Source organism: Pseudoalteromonas sp. TAP-3C (genome assembly GCF_059888565.1).
The window spans coordinates 1,236,749-1,252,864 of the sequence record NZ_CM187618.1; the positions used below are offsets into that span (position 1 = coordinate 1,236,749).

Below are 16,116 nucleotides of genomic sequence, written 5' to 3' on the forward strand. Positions count from 1 at the left end.
CGATGAGTTATCAGGTTCTAGCGAGAAAATGGCGTCCTCAAACCTTTCATGAATTGGTTGGGCAGTCTCATGTTAAACAAGCGCTGGTCAATGCGCTGACCCAAAATAGACTGCATCACGCTTATTTATTCACTGGAACCCGCGGGGTAGGTAAAACGACTATTGCCCGTATTTTTGCTAAAAGCTTAAATTGTGATGAAGGAGTATCTGCTACACCCTGTGGTCAATGTAGTAGCTGTGTTGATATAGAAGCAGGGCGCTACATTGATTTACTTGAAATAGATGCGGCTTCACGTACCAAAGTTGAAGATACCCGTGAAATACTCGATAACGTGCAGTATGCGCCAACGCGCGGACGCTATAAAGTGTACTTAATTGATGAAGTACATATGTTGTCAAAACACAGCTTTAATGCCTTATTAAAAACGCTCGAAGAGCCGCCTGAGCATGTGAAGTTTCTGCTGGCCACTACCGATCCTCAAAAACTACCGGTGACTATTTTATCGCGTTGCTTACAGTTTAATTTAAATGCGTTATCGCAAGCTGAAATTAAGCAACAGCTTGAGCATGTGCTTACGCAAGAGCAGCTTAACTTTGATAATGATGCGCTTAGTATTATTGCCAAAGCCGCCGATGGCAGTATGCGTGATGCGTTGAGCCTGACCGATCAGGCTATTGCTCAAACCAATGGCGATATTAACAATCAAGCGGTACAAGCTATGCTTGGTTTAATGGACACCCATTACAGCCAGAGTCTATTGGCGGCAATACTGGCTCAAGATGGCGCAGCCTTAATGGCTGAAGTTGCCCAAGTAGCGAGCAGAAATCCTAATTATATTGCCCTACTTGATGACTTAATTGCACTCACGCACATTATTCAATTAAGCCAATTAGTGCCTGAAGCGGCATCGCTTGACAGCAACAATGCTGACTATATTAAACATGTTGCTGCGCACACCCATGCTCAGCAAATACAAGTGTATTATCAGTTATTACTGAATGGCAAAAAAGATTTACAGTGGGCGCCTGAGCCGCGTTTAGGGTTTGAGATGATTATGCTACGACTGTTGGCATTTCAACCGGTAGAGTCGCAAACAACGCAGCCCACACCTAGCCCGCAAGCTACTGTAGAGCAAAACGCTGCAGGGCGTACTGATGCATTACGTGATATTTTAAATAAAAATAAACCAGCGCAACATAATAGCACTGAAAGTCAGTCATTAATAAATAATGCGCAATCAATAGAGGCCACTGAGCCAGAAGATTCGCAGCCTGATAATAATAGCCCCACTCACATAGAGGCAGATTTATCACAAAATCAGCTACATGCGCCTGACAAACCACCAATCAGCGATGAACAAGCGCAGCGTCAAAGCGAAGATGATGCCTATATGCAACACAGCGATGTTGAGCAAACTATTGCAGCGCAATACGATGATGTAATGAGTAGTGCGGTTGACCAAGGGTTTAATCCCGCATTAGCACATTCTGCGAGTAATGATGAGCATTTAGCGTCATCAATGGGTGAGCAAGAAGCGCGCGCGCAGTCTGCAATAGCACGTATTTTGCGTGATAGAAATATTTCTGGTGCAGGTAAACTTTCAAGTGCAGCAACTAAAAAACCCGTTGAAGCTCAGCCAACAGTTAAAAGGTCCCAAGTAAATCCTGTTGGCAATACTGCCCAAACTGCAACGCCGGAGACGCCTCCTTGGGATACTGAGGTTAACGATGATGTGCAAAAAAAGCCTCAGCTCCCAACTCAAGGGAGCCAACAGCAGGTAACAACAAAGTCGGCGAATAAAGTTGATTTTAAAGCCAAGCATCAAACAATTACTGAAAATTTAGCCCCAGAACTACTTGAGCAAATTAATCCACAAAAGCCTGTGCCTGTTGCTGAGCAAGCCCCTGAGATTGTGGTGCCAGATGATTTTCAAAGCCCAATAAGTGAAATTAGATTTGCCCATCAACAAGACGAATGGGCCTATTTAATTAAGCGTATGGGGCTTGGCGGGCGTATGCGCCAGTTTGCATTGCATTCAATTTTTACTAAGCAAGATAATCATTTTCATATTGAAGTGGATGAATCACAAAAACATTTAGATACCCCCGTGTTGCGTCAAAAATTAAATATGGCCTTATCGGTTATTTATGGGCATAACGTTGAGCTGGATATCGATTTTGCCAGCGGGGTGATTGACTCACCCTATTTGATTCAACAAAAAATTGATGCAAGTCGTCATCAGCAAGCGATTGATGTGATCACCAGTGATGAAAATATAGTACAATTTAAACAGCTATTTAGCGCCGAGATTGACGAAAACAGTATTCAGGCATTGTAATTAACTAGCATTGCCCTTATCTATATTTTAGTTAACGTATTAAACGAAAGAGAGACGATTATGTTTAAAGGTGGAATGGGTAACATGATGAAGCAAGCGCAGCAAATGCAAGAGCGCATGCAAAAAGCCCAAGAAGAAATCGCAACCATGGAAGTGGTGGGTGAAGCCGGTGCCGGTTTAGTTAAAGTAACTATGCTGGGCAATCATAATGTTCGTCGTGTTGAGCTTGATGAAAGCTTAATGGAAGACGACAAAGACATGATTGAAGACTTGCTTGCCGCAGCGTGCAACGATGCCGTTCGCCGTGTTGCCGATGAAACGCAAGAACGCATGGGCAAAGTAACAGGCGGTATGCAATTACCACCTGGTATGAAAATGCCATTCTAAGCAACGATGCAACTTTCAGATAGTTTAACATCGCTAATAGAAGCACTGCGTTGTCAGCCGGGTATTGGCCCAAAGTCTGCACAGCGCATTGCTTTTCACTTATTGGAACGCGACCGTAAAGGTGGCACTCAGCTAGGTAATGCACTCATTAAGGCGATGACTGCTGTAGGTCATTGCCAATCGTGTCGGACATTCACAGAGCAAGCGCAGTGCGATATTTGCTTAAGTACTAAGCGTCAAGACAGTGGGATTTTGTGTGTGGTTGAATCGCCAACGGATGTGTTGGCGATTGAACAAACAGGGCAATACCAAGGACTTTACTTTGTACTAATGGGGCATTTATCACCGATTGATGGCATTGGCCCAAAAGAAATTGGCCTTGACGTGTTAGAGCAAAAACTGACACAAGGTGGTATTAATGAAGTTATTTTAGCCACAAATCCGTCGGTTGAAGGTGAAACAACGGCGCATTACATTGCTCAGCTTTGCCACAAAAATAAAGTCGGTGCATCGCGTATTGCCCACGGTATCCCTGTGGGTGGTGAGCTTGATTTAGTTGATGGTATGACGCTTATGCACGCATTTAGCGGCAGGCGATTAGTCAGTCAAGAATAGTTCAGTTTTAACTATTTGAATTTATACAATAAAAGCCTGCATAAGTGATGTGGGCTTTTTTATTGGATTTGGTAAATTAATTATAGTTACAAAAGTAAAGAGAACGTATGGCTGCAATAACCCAGAGTATTAATGTGATTGTTGATGACTTTATCGCACCTGTTTGCCATAAAAATATAGAAATCATATATCAAGATGATGATATTTTGTTGATTAATAAACCTAGCGGTTTGTTGAGCTTATCGGGTAAAAACCCGCTTAACTGGGATTCGGTTCACTTTAGGCTTGTCAATGGTCAACAAGGATTAACAGCTTCTTTTCCTGAGGCTAAATTACCGCACCGGCTAGATTTTGGCACATCAGGTATTATGATTGTTGGCTTAAATGCCTCAGCGTCTAAACATTTAAATAAACAATTTCAAAGTCGAGCAATACAAAAGCGTTATTTAGCGATGCTAGAAGGAAATGTGACTACTTTCGAAGGTGAAATAAATTTGCCTATAGCAAAAGACAAAGAGCGCTTTCCTTTAGTTAAAATATGCAAAACCACAGGTAAAGAAGCGATTAGTAAATACACAGTGCTTAAAAGGTTATTAAAGCCTGAACGCACACTTGTGCAATTTACTCCCGTTTCTGGGCGAACGCATCAGTTACGTATTCATAGTCATGCTATTGGGCACCCAATTTTAGGTTGCGATTTGTATAAAAGCGATAAGAGTGAACAGATGGCATCGCGTTTGCAATTACATGCCAGCGATATCTATTTTCATCACCCAAGTACTCAAAAGCCGGTGCATTTTCACTGTGCGAGCCCATTTTGAACTGATATTCTTTATACTATTATTGTTTTTTGCCGGCTGTTTTTTTACTTTTTTCTCTTGAAGTTTCCACACCTCCCCCCATATTAAGTGCATAACGCAGACACTTTGCAAATTGGAGATACATACATGACTGCAGCACAAAAAGAAACATTAGGCTTTCAAACAGAAGTAAAACAACTATTAAACTTAATGATTCACTCGCTTTATTCAAACAAAGAAATCTTTTTACGCGAGCTGGTATCTAACGCATCTGATGCAGCTGATAAACTGCGCTTTTTAGCACTATCAAACGGCGAACTTTATCAAGGCGATGCCGATTTACGTGTACGTATTAGCGCAAACAAAGAAGCTAACACAATAACTATTTCTGATAACGGCATTGGTATGACGCGTGACGAAGTGATCAGCTCTTTAGGGACGATTGCAAAGTCGGGGACTGCTGAGTTTTTCAAAAATTTAACGGGCGATCAAAGTAAAGATTCACAACTTATTGGCCAGTTTGGTGTCGGCTTTTACTCAGCGTTTATTGTTGCTGATGAAGTGACTGTTCGTACCCGTAAAGCAGGTGAGGCAACAGCTGTAGAATGGCAATCAAAAGGTGAAGGTGAGTACACGCTGCAAGAAATTGAAAAAGAAGGCCGCGGTACTGATATTATTTTACATTTACGTGAAGAGGAAAATGAGTACGCAGATGAATGGCGCCTTCGTAGCATTGTCACTAAATACTCTGATCATATTTCTACACCAGTACAAATGTATAAAGCTGAAGTGCCAGAGTCTGAAGGCGAAGACGGTGAAAAAATCCCTGCTGTTCCTGGTGAGTGGGAAAGCATTAACCGCGCAACTGCTTTGTGGACCCGTGATAAGTCTGAAATATCTGAAGACGAATACAAAGAATTTTACAAGCATGTTAGCCATGATTGGGAAGATCCACTTAGCTGGGGGCATAACAAAGTTGAAGGTAAAACTGAATACACTAGCTTGCTTTACATCCCTAAAAAAGCGCCGTTCGACTTATGGAACCGTGAACGCCAAAGTGGCTTAAAACTATACGTGCAACGTGTATTTATTATGGATGATGCCGAGCAGTTTATGCCAAGCTACCTGCGTTTTGTGAAAGGTTTATTAGACTCAAACGATTTACCACTAAACGTATCGCGTGAAATACTTCAAGATAACAAAGTGACCCAAGCTATTCGTAAGGGGTGTACGTCACGTATTATTAAAATGCTGGAGCGTATGGCGAAAAACAAAGCTGACGATTATCAAATATTTTGGAACGAGTTTGGCCAAGTAATGAAAGAAGGGCCTGCGGAAGATGCGGCTAACAAAGAAAGTATTGCTAAGTTATTGCGTTTTTCGTCAACCCACACAGATTCAGAAACGCAAGATGTATCGCTTGAGCAATACATTGAACGTATGAAAGACAGCCAAGATAAAATTTACTACGTGGTTGCTGACTCGTTTATTGCTGCGAAAAACTCTCCGCACTTGGAAATTTTCCGCAAGAAAGGCATTGAAGTTTTACTACTAAGTGACCGTGTGGATGAGTGGATGATGAGCCACTTAACTGAATTTGCAGATAAGCAATTTCAATCAATTACCCGTGGTGATTTAGATTTAGGCGATTTAGACGACGAAGAAACTAAAAAAGCGCAAGAAGTGTCTGAAAAAGAAGTGGCAGGCTTGATTGAGCGTATTAAAACCGCATTAGGTGATGATGTGAAAGACGTTCGCTTTACGCATCGTTTAACCGATTCACCAGCGTGTGTGGTGAGCGATGACAATGATATGAGCTCACAAATGCAAAAGCTAATGGAATCAGTGGGTCAAGCAGTACCAGAGGCTAAACCTGTGTTTGAACTAAACCCAGAACACCAATTGGTTAAGCATTTAAATGATGAGCAAGATGAAGACAAGTTTGCACAGTGGTCACATGTATTACTTGACCAAGCATTACTTGCAGAGCGCGGTACATTAAAAGATCCAACAGGGTTTGTTACTCGCTTAAACAAACTCATGCTAGATTTGCGCAAGTAAGCACAAAAAATCAATGATTGAGTAAAAAGGGAACGTTTGTTCCCTTTTTTATGCGCTGGAGCATAGACAATTAGTATAAGTTACTTGAGTATCGGCAGCGCTTATGGAAGAATTCAAACTTTAAATTAAACTCTCATATTAGGGGACAATGATATGCGCATTATTCTTTTGGGCGCACCGGGTGCAGGCAAAGGTACTCAAGCTCAGTTTTTAATGGATAGATACGGTATTCCACAAATTTCTACCGGTGATATGCTACGAGCTGCCATTAAAGAGGGGACACCACTTGGTCTTGAAGCAAAAAAAGTAATGGATGCAGGTCAGTTGGTTTCTGACGATATCATTATTGGCCTTGTTAAAGAGCGTATTGCAAAACCAGATTGTGAAAAAGGGTTTTTACTCGATGGTTTCCCACGCACTATTCCTCAAGCTGATGCAATGAAAGATAATGGCGTGGTGGTTGATCATGTTATTGAATTTGATGTTGCTGATGAGGTTATTGTTGAGCGTATGGGCGGACGTCGTGTTCATCCTGGCTCTGGTCGTGTTTATCATGTTGTTTATAACCCACCAAAAGAGGAAGGTAAAGACAATGAAACAGGCGAAGAGCTGATTATTCGTGCCGATGATACAGAAGAGACAGTTCGTAAACGCTTAGGTATTTACCATGAGCAAACAATGCCATTGGTTGATTACTACCAAGCAGAGGCAAAAGCGGGTAATACGCAGTACCATAAACTAGACGGTACTCAAGCGGTTGACGCAGTAAGCACGCAACTCGCTGAGCTTTTAGGTTAATTTTTACCTAACACTGACAGCATAAATAATAAAAACCGCTTTTAAAGCGGTTTTTTATTACCTGAATTCGTCCTTTAAAGCGTTTTCAGCTTTTCAATTACGCTATCGTACTTAGGCTCAGTAGAGAGATTTGTTACAAGTTGTTTATAAACAACACGGTGGCTTTTATCTAAAATGAAGACAGCACGAGTAAGTAAGCCCATATCTTTAATTATAAGTCCGTACTGTTGGCCAAAATCACGCCAAACGGAATCAGAAAGCGTAGTGACTTTATCAATATTTTCTGTTTTACAAAAACGTTTTTGTGCAAACGGTAAATCGGCGCTAATGGTAAGCATCGCCACGCCAGGAAATTGTTTTGCAACCTTTTCATTAAAGTGCTTAGTTTGCAAGCTGCAAATACCTGTATCTAAGCTTGGTACAACGCTAATTAACACTGCCTGACCTTGATAATCTGCTAACGTAACTGCAGTAAAATTGCCATCAACTACTTTAAAATCAGGGGCATCCTCGCCTACACTGAGGCCTTTTCCTAATAATGTAACTGGTTTACCTTGTGCGGTTACTTTTCCTGCATCGAGTGTATTTTCGGGTAAGTCTGCGGCAAAACTGGTACAACAAAATAGGCTTAATGCAAAAGCAAATGAACGACGCATGGAGTTTTTCCTTTTAAATTAACGCAATAGTTATGAGTGTATTATAATGTAGATAAGTAACCAAGCAGAATAATAGACAGCTTTATTTTTACCTAAAATTGTAAATATGCAATGTATTGATTACTATATAAGAAATAGACATCGTATTTAGTGCATTAGTGGCTTGTTTTTGTTTTACACGCTTAAAATTACACCTAGCTTTGAAATAGTGAGATTGTATGTCAACATCGGTTCTAATATGTGATGATTCAAAATTAGCACGACGCCAGTTGGCTCGCTCTCTACCCGATGACTGGGATATTAAAATTGAATTTGCATGCGATGGTGTTGATTGTATAAAACAAATCACTAAATCCCCCCCTGAAATTCTCTTCCTTGATTTAAATATGCCACAAATGGATGGCTATGAAGTATTAATGGCCATGAAAGAGCAGGGGCTCAATGTACTCACCGTGGTGGTATCGGGCGATATCCAACCAAGTGCTCATCAACGAGTACTTGAACTTGGCGCGATTGATTTTATCCAAAAGCCTTGTTCTGCCGAAAAGCTTGCGGCGATTATTGATCACCATGGCATTAAAGATAAAGCATTAAGAGAGCGTCTCTCTAATGCCTTGGGTGAACAAGTTGACCCAGACGTTCGTGACATATACCAAGAGCTCACCAACGTTGCAATGGGCCAAGCGGGAGACTTGCTCGCAAGGTTATTAAACGTGTTTGTTAAATTACCTATACCCAATGTAAATGTTTTAGAGGTGAGCGAGCTTGATATGGCACTGCGATCCGTTGACAATAACAGCTCAACCTCAGGTATTTGTCAAGGCTTTATCGGAGGAGGGATCTCTGGCGAGGCATTGTTATTACTTAATGACTCTAGCTTTAAAGAAATTGCATCGTTAATGAATTACGAGGGTGAACTTAACAACAAAATAGAATTAGAGTTGTTAATGGATATCAGTAATATTTTAATAGGCGCTATTTTAACGGGGCTTTCAAAGCAACTCGACATGACATTCAGTCAAGGCCATCCGATAGTGTTAGGTCAACACCGTGATGTGTCAGAGCTAGTAAGATCCAACAAAGATCGTTGGCAGCGGACGCTTGCTATAGAAATTAGTTACGGAATTGAAGATCATGACATTAGTTGTGATTTAATGTTGCTTTTTACTGAAGATTCACTCAAAACTTTAAAATATAAAGTTGCTTATCTACTGGAAGATTAAATATTTATGCCAGCTGATTTAGATCTAAATGAAATTCATTGGTTAATGGACATGTTTAATACTGTTGATGTGGGACTTGTGGTACTCAATAGAGACTACAAAGTCTGTGTTTGGAATGGTTTTATGGAAAATCATTCTGGGCTACTACCTAGTGCAGTAAAAGATAAAGACCTGTTTGATTTATTTCCAACCATTGATGAAAAATGGTTTAGGAGTAAAGCTGAATCTGTCTTTATATTAAAAAATCGTTCATTTACTATTTGGGAGCAGCAGCCTTATATATTTCGTTTTAAAAATTATCGGCCAATTACAGGTAAAGCCGATTATATGTATCAAAATGCGACATTTATTCCGCTGACCAATACACGAGGTGAAGTAGCCAACATGTGTATCATTCTTTACGACGTTACTGATGTTGCAGTTAACAAAAAAGAGCTAGAAGAGTTAAATGATAAACTCGAGCAAGTAAGTCAAACTGATAGCCTTACTCAGCTAGCCAATAGAGGTCATTGGGAGCATTTATTACGTCAAGAATTTTTACGTACTAAGCGTAATGAAGGCAGTAGCACATTATTAATTTTTGATATTGATCATTTTAAAAAAGTGAATGATGACTTTGGTCACAGTTGTGGAGATGAAGCACTTCGACACATAGCTAGTTTGCTTAAAACCGCATTACGTGAAACTGATATTGCTGGACGGTACGGTGGTGAAGAATTTGTAGTGACTTTGTTAGATACTGATAAACAAGGTGCTATTGTATTTGCTGAGCGTTTACGCCAGTTAATAGAATCCTCGCCTGCTAGATACAAAGAGCATACGGTTCATATGGCCATTAGTATAGGTATAGCTTGCTTTGACCAGCAATTTAAAGATCATGAGCGCTGGATTGAAGCTGCCGACAAAGCACTTTATTACTCAAAAGAACATGGCCGAAATAGGGTATCGGTATACGATGATATAAAAAATGATATCTAGTTACTTAGTTGTATGGCGAGAATCATCGATTGGGCATTGACCAATAGTTGAAATATCACCAGAGTTTGATTCTTGCTCTAATTTTACTTTAAAGCCCCACAATCTATAGAGATGTTTTAATACCTCTTCGTAAGAATTAGCCAACGGTATGGCATCATGTGGTACGTATCGCAAAGTTAATGAGCGATCTCCGCGTAAGTCAACATCATAAATTTGTATGTTAGGCTCATGATTACTAAGATTATATTGCGCGGACAGTGCGTCTCTAACTGCTTTGTAGCCATTATCGTCGTGAATAGCGCCAATCTCTAAATGAGGATTATTAGCATGATCAACAATGGTAAAAAGCTTAAAGTCTCGAATTAGTTTCGGCGATAAAAATTGGCTAATAAAACTCTCATCTTTAAAGTTTTGCATAGCAAAGTGCAGCGTTTTGAGCCAATCACTGCCAGCATACTCGGGGAACCAGCGCTTATCTTCCTCTGTTGGGTTTTCGCAAATACGACGAATATCAACCATCATGTTAAAGCCTAGCGCATAAGGGTTAATGCCTGAATAATAATCACTATTGTACGGGGGTTGGTACACAACATTAGTATGACTTTGTAAAAACTCCAACATAAACGAATCAGTTAGTTTACCCTCATCATATAAATGGTTCAAAATAGTGTAGTGCCAAAAAGTAGCCCAGCCTTCATTCATGACTTGAGTTTGTTTTTGCGGATAAAAGTATTGAGATATTTTTCGCACAATACGAACGATTTCTCGCTGCCAAGACTCCAGCAAAGGCGCATTTTTTTCAATGAAATACAAGATATTCTCTTGTGGCTCTTGCGGAAACCGACGCTCACGCTTTTCTGACTCTTGCTGTTGATCAGGGATGGTACGCCACAATTCATTGACTTGTGATTGCAAATATTCCGCTCTTTCTTGCTGGCGCTTTTGTTCTTCAAATAATGAAATTCGTTGCGGGCGTTTATATCTATCAACACCATAGCTCATTAATGCATGGCAAGAATCGAGTATGCTCTCTACCTCAGAAATACCGTATTTCTCTTCACAGCGGCTGATATAATTTTTAGCAAACAGCAAATAATCAATAATAGAACCGGCATCAGTCCACGTTTTAAATAAATAGTTCCCTTTAAAGAATGAGTTATGTCCGTAACAAGCATGCGCCATTACCAATGCCTGCATAGGCAAAGTATTTTCTTCCATTAAATAAGCAATACAAGGGTCTGAATTAATAACAATTTCATACGCAAGCCCCATTTGACCGCGTTTATAATTTTGTTCTGTTTGAATAAATTTTTTACCATAGGACCAGTGGGTATAGCCAATCGGCATCCCTACACTTGAGTAGGCGTCCATCATTTGCTCAGCGGTGATCACCTCAATTTGGTTAGGGTAGGTGTCTAGCTTATAATGAGCAGCTACTCGCGCTATTTCGTCTTGATACTGCTGCAATAATTCAAAGGTCCAATCGGGCCCATCACTTATTCGTTTGTTATTCATATTGCTACCTCGCTTTGGCTATGCAGCGCCTTGTTGTTGACGGCCTTTTTTAAATAGCTCCCTAAATATAGGGTAAATGTCTTCAACACCTTGAATATGTTGGATGGCAAAATTACTGTGAGTTTGGCTAATGTTTTGATACTCGCGCCATAAACTTTGATGCGCACGGGTGGTAATTTCTATATAAGCAAAATAACGTACTGCACTTAATAGTTTGTTGCGTAATATATGACCACATTGTGGAGTGTCATCTGCCCAATTATCTCCATCAGAGGCCTGCGCTGCGTATATATTCCACTCATCAGCGTGATAGCGATCTGCTATTATTTCATTCATCAGTTTAAGTGCACTAGAGACTATGGTGCCACCCGTTTCTTGTGAATAAAAGAATTCTTGTTCATCAACTTCTTTCGCTTGGGTATGATGACGAATGTATACGACGTCTATGTCTTTATAGCTGCGGGTTAAAAACTGATAAAGCAAAATATAGAAACGTTTTGCCATATCTTTCGTTGTCTGATCCATTGAACCAGAGACATCCATAATACAAAACATCACCGCTTTACTGGTTGGATGGGGTTGCTTATCGTAATTACGAAAACGTAAATCATAATTATCAATAAAGGGCACTGTTTTAATTTGCTGTTTGAGTATCTCGATTTCTTTTTGTAATAAGGCCACCACCGCTTTATCGTAATGAGGATGTTCAAGCAGCCGCGCAAGTTGCTCTTCAAGCTCATTAAGACGCCGTTTTTTACCTGCCGTCATTGCGATACGACGTGCTAAAGAGCCTTGTAATGAACGCACTACATCAATATTACTGGGCATACCATCGCTGCAAAACCCAGCGCGATGAATTTTCATTTGTACTAATTTGTCGAGCTGGTTTTCCTGTAGATTAGGCAGCGCTAGGTCCTCAAATAATAAATCAAGGTATTCTTCTTTAGAAATGGAAAAAACAAAGTCATCCTGGCCTTCACCAGAATCACTCGCTTCACCTTTACCGGCGCCACCGCCTTGTCCTCCTTTAGGGCGCTCAATTTTGTCACCAGTGGAAAACTGATCGTTACCTGGATGTATTTGCTCTCTATTTCCACCTTTACCTTGATGAAAATTAGGTTCACTAATATCACGTTGCGGAATAGATATACTCTCTCCAGAGCTTGAATCGGTGACACTGCGTTTATTTATTGCATTAGACACCGCTTCTTTGATCTGTTTTTTATAACGCCTAATAAAACGCTGGCGGTTAACCGTACTTTTGTTTTTGCCATTTAAACGCCTGTCGATAAAATGCGCCATAATGACCTCCTAAAAACTGCAATTATGAAGGTTATTGCGACTTTCTAACCCGTAAATACCATTCAGATAGTAAGCGCACTTGTTTTTGCGTGTAGCCTTTTTCAACCATACGGTTAACAAAATCCTCATGTTTTTGCTGATCTTCAGCCGATGTTTTAGCATTAAATGAAATAACAGGGAGTAAATCTTCAGTGTTTGAGAACATTTTTTTCTCAATAACCGTGCGTAATTTTTCATAACTGGTCCACAGCGGGTTTTTGCCATTGTTGTGAGCGCGAGCGCGCAAAACAAAATTAACGATTTCGTTTCTAAAATCTTTAGGGTTTGAAATACCTGCTGGCTTTTCAATTTTTTCCAGTTCTGCGTTAAGTGCGTCACGGTCAAATAGTTGACCTGTATCTGGGTCTCGGTATTCTTGGTCTTGAATCCAAAAGTCGGCATAAATAACGTAGCGGTCAAATATATTTTGTCCGTATTCAGAGTATGACTCTAGGTACGCAGTTTGTAGCTCTTTACCGATAAATTCAACGTATTGTGGAATTAAGTAGCCTTTTAAAAAGCTTAAATAGCGTTCTTCAACTTCCGCACTAAATTGCTCTCGTTCAATTTGTTGCTCAAGTACATAAAACAAATGTACCGGATTAGCCGCTACCTCGGTCGTATCAAAATTAAAAACGCGCGATAAAATTTTAAATGCAAAGCGGGTTGAAAGTCCGGTCATGCCTTCATCTACCCCTGAGTAATCTCGGTATTCTTGATACGACTTAGCTTTTGGGTCGGTGTCTTTGAGTGTTTCACCGTCATAAACGCGCATTTTAGAATAAATGCTTGAATTTTCTGGCTCTTTTAATCGTGAGAGCGTAGTGAATTGGGCTAAAATTTTAAGTGTTCCTGGTGCACAAGGGGCGTTATACAGCTCGCTGTGTTGTAAAAGTTTATCGTAAATTTTTATTTCTTCGGTTACTCTCAAGCAATAAGGTACCTTAACAATATAAACACGGTCTAAAAATGCTTCGTTGTTTTTATTGTTTTTAAACGTTTGCCATTCTGACTCATTTGAATGAGCGAGTATCATGCCGTTAAATGGCAAAGCGCTTATGCCTTCTGTGCCGTTATAGTTACCTTCTTGGGTGGCTGTTAAAAGCGGGTGTAATACTTTAATTGGTGCTTTAAACATTTCTACAAATTCCATTAAACCCTGATTAGCTAAACATAATGAGCCTGAGTAGGCATAGGCATCAGGGTCATTTTGTGCAAAGTGTTCGAGCTTGCGAATATCAACTTTACCGACAAGCGCTGAAATATCTTGATTGTTTTCATCGCCAGGCTCTGTTTTGGCAATTGCCACTTGATTTAAAATTGACGGAAAACGTTTTACCACTTTAAATTGGCTAATATCTCCATTAAATTCTTGTAAGCGTTTTGCAGCCCAAGGTGACATGATGGTTTTTAGGTAGCGAGACTTAATTCCATATTCTTTCTCGAGTAGGCTTGCATCTTCAATGGGGTCAAATAATGCCAATGGATGATCATTAACAGGGGAGCCCTTAATCGAGTAAATAGGTACTTGTTGCATCAAATACTTTAATTTTTCAGCAATTGATGACTTGCCCCCTCCAACAGGGCCAAGTAAGTAAAGCACTTGTTTACATTCTTCTAGGCCTTGTGCTGCATGTTTAAGATAGGACACGATTTGTTCAATGGCGTCTTCCATGCCATAAAAATCAGCAAATGCGGGGTAGCGTGCTACAACGCGGTTCGAAAATAAGCGACTTAAGCGATTATCGGTAGCGGTATCCACCATTTTAGGCTCACCAATGGCCATCAGTAGCCTCTCTGATGCACTGGCGTAGGCAGACTTATCTGTTTTACATATCTCTAAGAATTGAGCAACACTGTACTCTTCTTCTTGTGTTGCTTCGTAACGTGCTTGGTAGTGATCAAAAATAGTCATAATGACCTCCGAAACCGACTTTAAAAATGTATTCACTATTTGAAGTCTAGTCACGAATTTAAATTTTTGTGCAATAAAATTAAAAATTTATATGAAATTTAATGTTAATGCGCTTTTAGAAAACACCCTTCGTATAAAAATGGTTAATCAAAATTAGAGGCATAAAAAAAGACGCCTAGGCGTCTTTTTTAAAATCAGTATAAAACTAATTATGCGAAGTTAGCGTTTGCAAATTCCCAGTTAACGAGTGACCAAAAACCTTTAAGGTAATCTGGACGCACGTTACGGTAATCAATGTAGTATGCGTGTTCCCATAAATCCACTGTTAGGATTGGTGTAACGCCTGCATCGGTTAGTGGTGTTGCAGCATTAGATGTATTTACGATGTCTAGTGAACCATCAGCTAATTTAACTAACCATGTCCAGCTTGAACCGAAGTTATTTACTGCTTTGTCGTTTAACGCGTCTTTAAATGCGTCAAATGAGCCCCATTTAGCGTTGATTGCATCAGCAATTGCACCCGTTGGAACGCCGCCACCATTTGGGGATAGGCTGTTCCAGTAGAAAGTATGGTTCCAGATTTGAGCAGCGTTGTTAAATACACCACCTTCTGATGAACATACGATTTCTTCAAGTGATTTACCCTCAAACTCAGTGCCTGAGATTAAACCGTTAAGTTTAGTCACGTAAGTATTGTGGTGTTTACCATGATGAAACTCTAATGTTTCTTGTGAAATATGTGGCTCAAGTGCATCAATTGCATACGGTAGTGACGGTAGTTCAAATGCCATTTTTTATCTCCATCTTCTTTTGGTTGATAGTCTGGTAAGCTATACGTAATACCTGTACAAACAGGGCACTTATCTATACCAAACAGGAATATAGTGTTACTATAATAGTTGAGTATTTTACTCAAGTTTTAGCAAACAGCAATGCTCTTGCTAAAGCTATTTAAGATTGAGGCGTTAATCGCCTATGTTAATCTATATATTTGAGGCCACAGTGAAACTTTTTCAAGGCCTAATGTGTTCGCTATCGTCATTTTGAGGTTGTAAATGGAAACCATTGATAAAATTAAACAGCAAATTGCTGAAAACCCGATCATTTTATACATGAAAGGATCACCAAAACTGCCTAATTGTGGTTTTTCTTCACAAGTATCACAAGCATTAATGTCTTGCGGTGAACCGTTTGCCTATGTAGACATTTTACTTAACCCAGACATTCGCGCAGAGCTTCCTGCTTATGCTAATTGGCCTACATTCCCACAACTTTGGGTTGAGGGTGAGTTAATTGGTGGTTGTGACATTATCATTGAAATGTTTCAGCGTGGTGAACTACAACCGCTCATTACTGAAACAGCCGCAAAGCATAAACCCGCTGACGCTGAGTAAGCGTTCACGGTTCAAAAAAAGCTGCTATATGCAGCTTTTTTTGTAACCAAAAAAAAGTAACACAAATTTATAATTTATTGATTGCGCTACCTGC

The 16,116-nt window shown here is 40.0% G+C and carries 14 protein-coding genes; 9 read left to right on the forward strand and 5 right to left on the reverse strand.

Annotated elements, in window-relative coordinates:
* The first annotated feature begins 2 nt into the window (after nucleotides 1-2).
* The 6 genes from dnaX (at nucleotide 3) to adk (ending at nucleotide 7,000) form a co-directional block, all read left to right on the forward strand.
* Nucleotides 3-2,339 (forward strand): DNA polymerase III subunit gamma/tau, encoded by a 2,337-nt coding sequence (dnaX, locus tag AC6H44_RS05900; RefSeq protein ID WP_500737963.1) that lies wholly within the window; start codon nucleotides 3-5, stop codon nucleotides 2,337-2,339.
* A 60-nt stretch (nucleotides 2,340-2,399) separates the two neighbouring features.
* Nucleotides 2,400-2,726 (forward strand): YbaB/EbfC family nucleoid-associated protein, encoded by a 327-nt coding sequence (locus AC6H44_RS05905; RefSeq protein ID WP_013465191.1) that lies wholly within the window; start codon nucleotides 2,400-2,402, stop codon nucleotides 2,724-2,726.
* Between the two features lie 6 nt (nucleotides 2,727-2,732).
* Nucleotides 2,733-3,341 (forward strand): recombination mediator RecR, encoded by a 609-nt coding sequence (gene recR, locus AC6H44_RS05910; protein WP_500737964.1) that lies wholly within the window; start codon nucleotides 2,733-2,735, stop codon nucleotides 3,339-3,341.
* 107 nt (nucleotides 3,342-3,448) lie between these two features.
* Complete coding sequence (locus tag AC6H44_RS05915; protein ID WP_500737965.1) at nucleotides 3,449-4,162, forward strand: RluA family pseudouridine synthase; 714 nt, start codon at nucleotides 3,449-3,451, stop codon at nucleotides 4,160-4,162.
* A 126-nt stretch (nucleotides 4,163-4,288) separates the two neighbouring features.
* Nucleotides 4,289-6,202: a molecular chaperone HtpG gene (gene htpG / locus AC6H44_RS05920; RefSeq protein WP_500737966.1), complete on the forward strand. Its 1,914-nt coding sequence runs from the start codon at nucleotides 4,289-4,291 to the stop codon at nucleotides 6,200-6,202.
* A gap of 153 nt (nucleotides 6,203-6,355) precedes the next feature.
* Entirely contained in the window at nucleotides 6,356-7,000 is a 645-nt protein-coding gene (gene adk / locus AC6H44_RS05925) for an adenylate kinase (RefSeq protein WP_500737967.1), read from the forward strand.
* A gap of 74 nt (nucleotides 7,001-7,074) precedes the next feature.
* On the opposite strand, the gene tpx is transcribed toward adk, so the two are convergent.
* Nucleotides 7,075-7,656, reverse strand: coding sequence for a thiol peroxidase (gene tpx / locus AC6H44_RS05930; protein WP_500737968.1), 582 nt, complete (start codon nucleotides 7,654-7,656; stop codon nucleotides 7,075-7,077).
* 218 nt (nucleotides 7,657-7,874) lie between these two features.
* On the opposite strand from tpx, the gene AC6H44_RS05935 reads away from it, so the two are divergent.
* Entirely contained in the window at nucleotides 7,875-8,879 is a 1,005-nt protein-coding gene (locus AC6H44_RS05935) for a response regulator (protein WP_500737969.1), read from the forward strand.
* Nucleotides 8,880-8,885: 6 nt separating this feature from the next.
* Nucleotides 8,886-9,857, forward strand: coding sequence for a sensor domain-containing diguanylate cyclase (locus AC6H44_RS05940; protein WP_500737970.1), 972 nt, complete (start codon nucleotides 8,886-8,888; stop codon nucleotides 9,855-9,857).
* On the opposite strand, the gene AC6H44_RS05945 is transcribed toward AC6H44_RS05940, so the two are convergent.
* The 4 genes from AC6H44_RS05945 to AC6H44_RS05960 all read right to left on the reverse strand — a co-directional run bounded on the left by AC6H44_RS05945 (nucleotide 9,858) and on the right by AC6H44_RS05960 (nucleotide 15,419).
* Entirely contained in the window at nucleotides 9,858-11,372 is a 1,515-nt protein-coding gene (locus AC6H44_RS05945) for a SpoVR family protein (protein ID WP_500737971.1), read from the reverse strand. It abuts the gene before it with no gap.
* An 18-nt stretch (nucleotides 11,373-11,390) separates the two neighbouring features.
* Nucleotides 11,391-12,674, reverse strand: a complete 1,284-nt coding sequence (locus AC6H44_RS05950) for a YeaH/YhbH family protein (RefSeq protein ID WP_500737972.1) — start codon at nucleotides 12,672-12,674, stop codon at nucleotides 11,391-11,393.
* Nucleotides 12,675-12,705: 31 nt separating this feature from the next.
* Entirely contained in the window at nucleotides 12,706-14,628 is a 1,923-nt protein-coding gene (locus AC6H44_RS05955; protein ID WP_500737973.1) for a PrkA family serine protein kinase, read from the reverse strand.
* A 209-nt stretch (nucleotides 14,629-14,837) separates the two neighbouring features.
* Nucleotides 14,838-15,419, reverse strand: a complete 582-nt coding sequence (locus AC6H44_RS05960; RefSeq protein ID WP_500737974.1) for a superoxide dismutase — start codon at nucleotides 15,417-15,419, stop codon at nucleotides 14,838-14,840.
* A 264-nt stretch (nucleotides 15,420-15,683) separates the two neighbouring features.
* Between AC6H44_RS05960 and AC6H44_RS05965 the strand changes: the two genes are divergently transcribed.
* Nucleotides 15,684-16,022 (forward strand): Grx4 family monothiol glutaredoxin, encoded by a 339-nt coding sequence (locus AC6H44_RS05965; protein WP_500737975.1) that lies wholly within the window; start codon nucleotides 15,684-15,686, stop codon nucleotides 16,020-16,022.
* Nucleotides 16,023-16,116 lie beyond the last annotated feature (94 nt).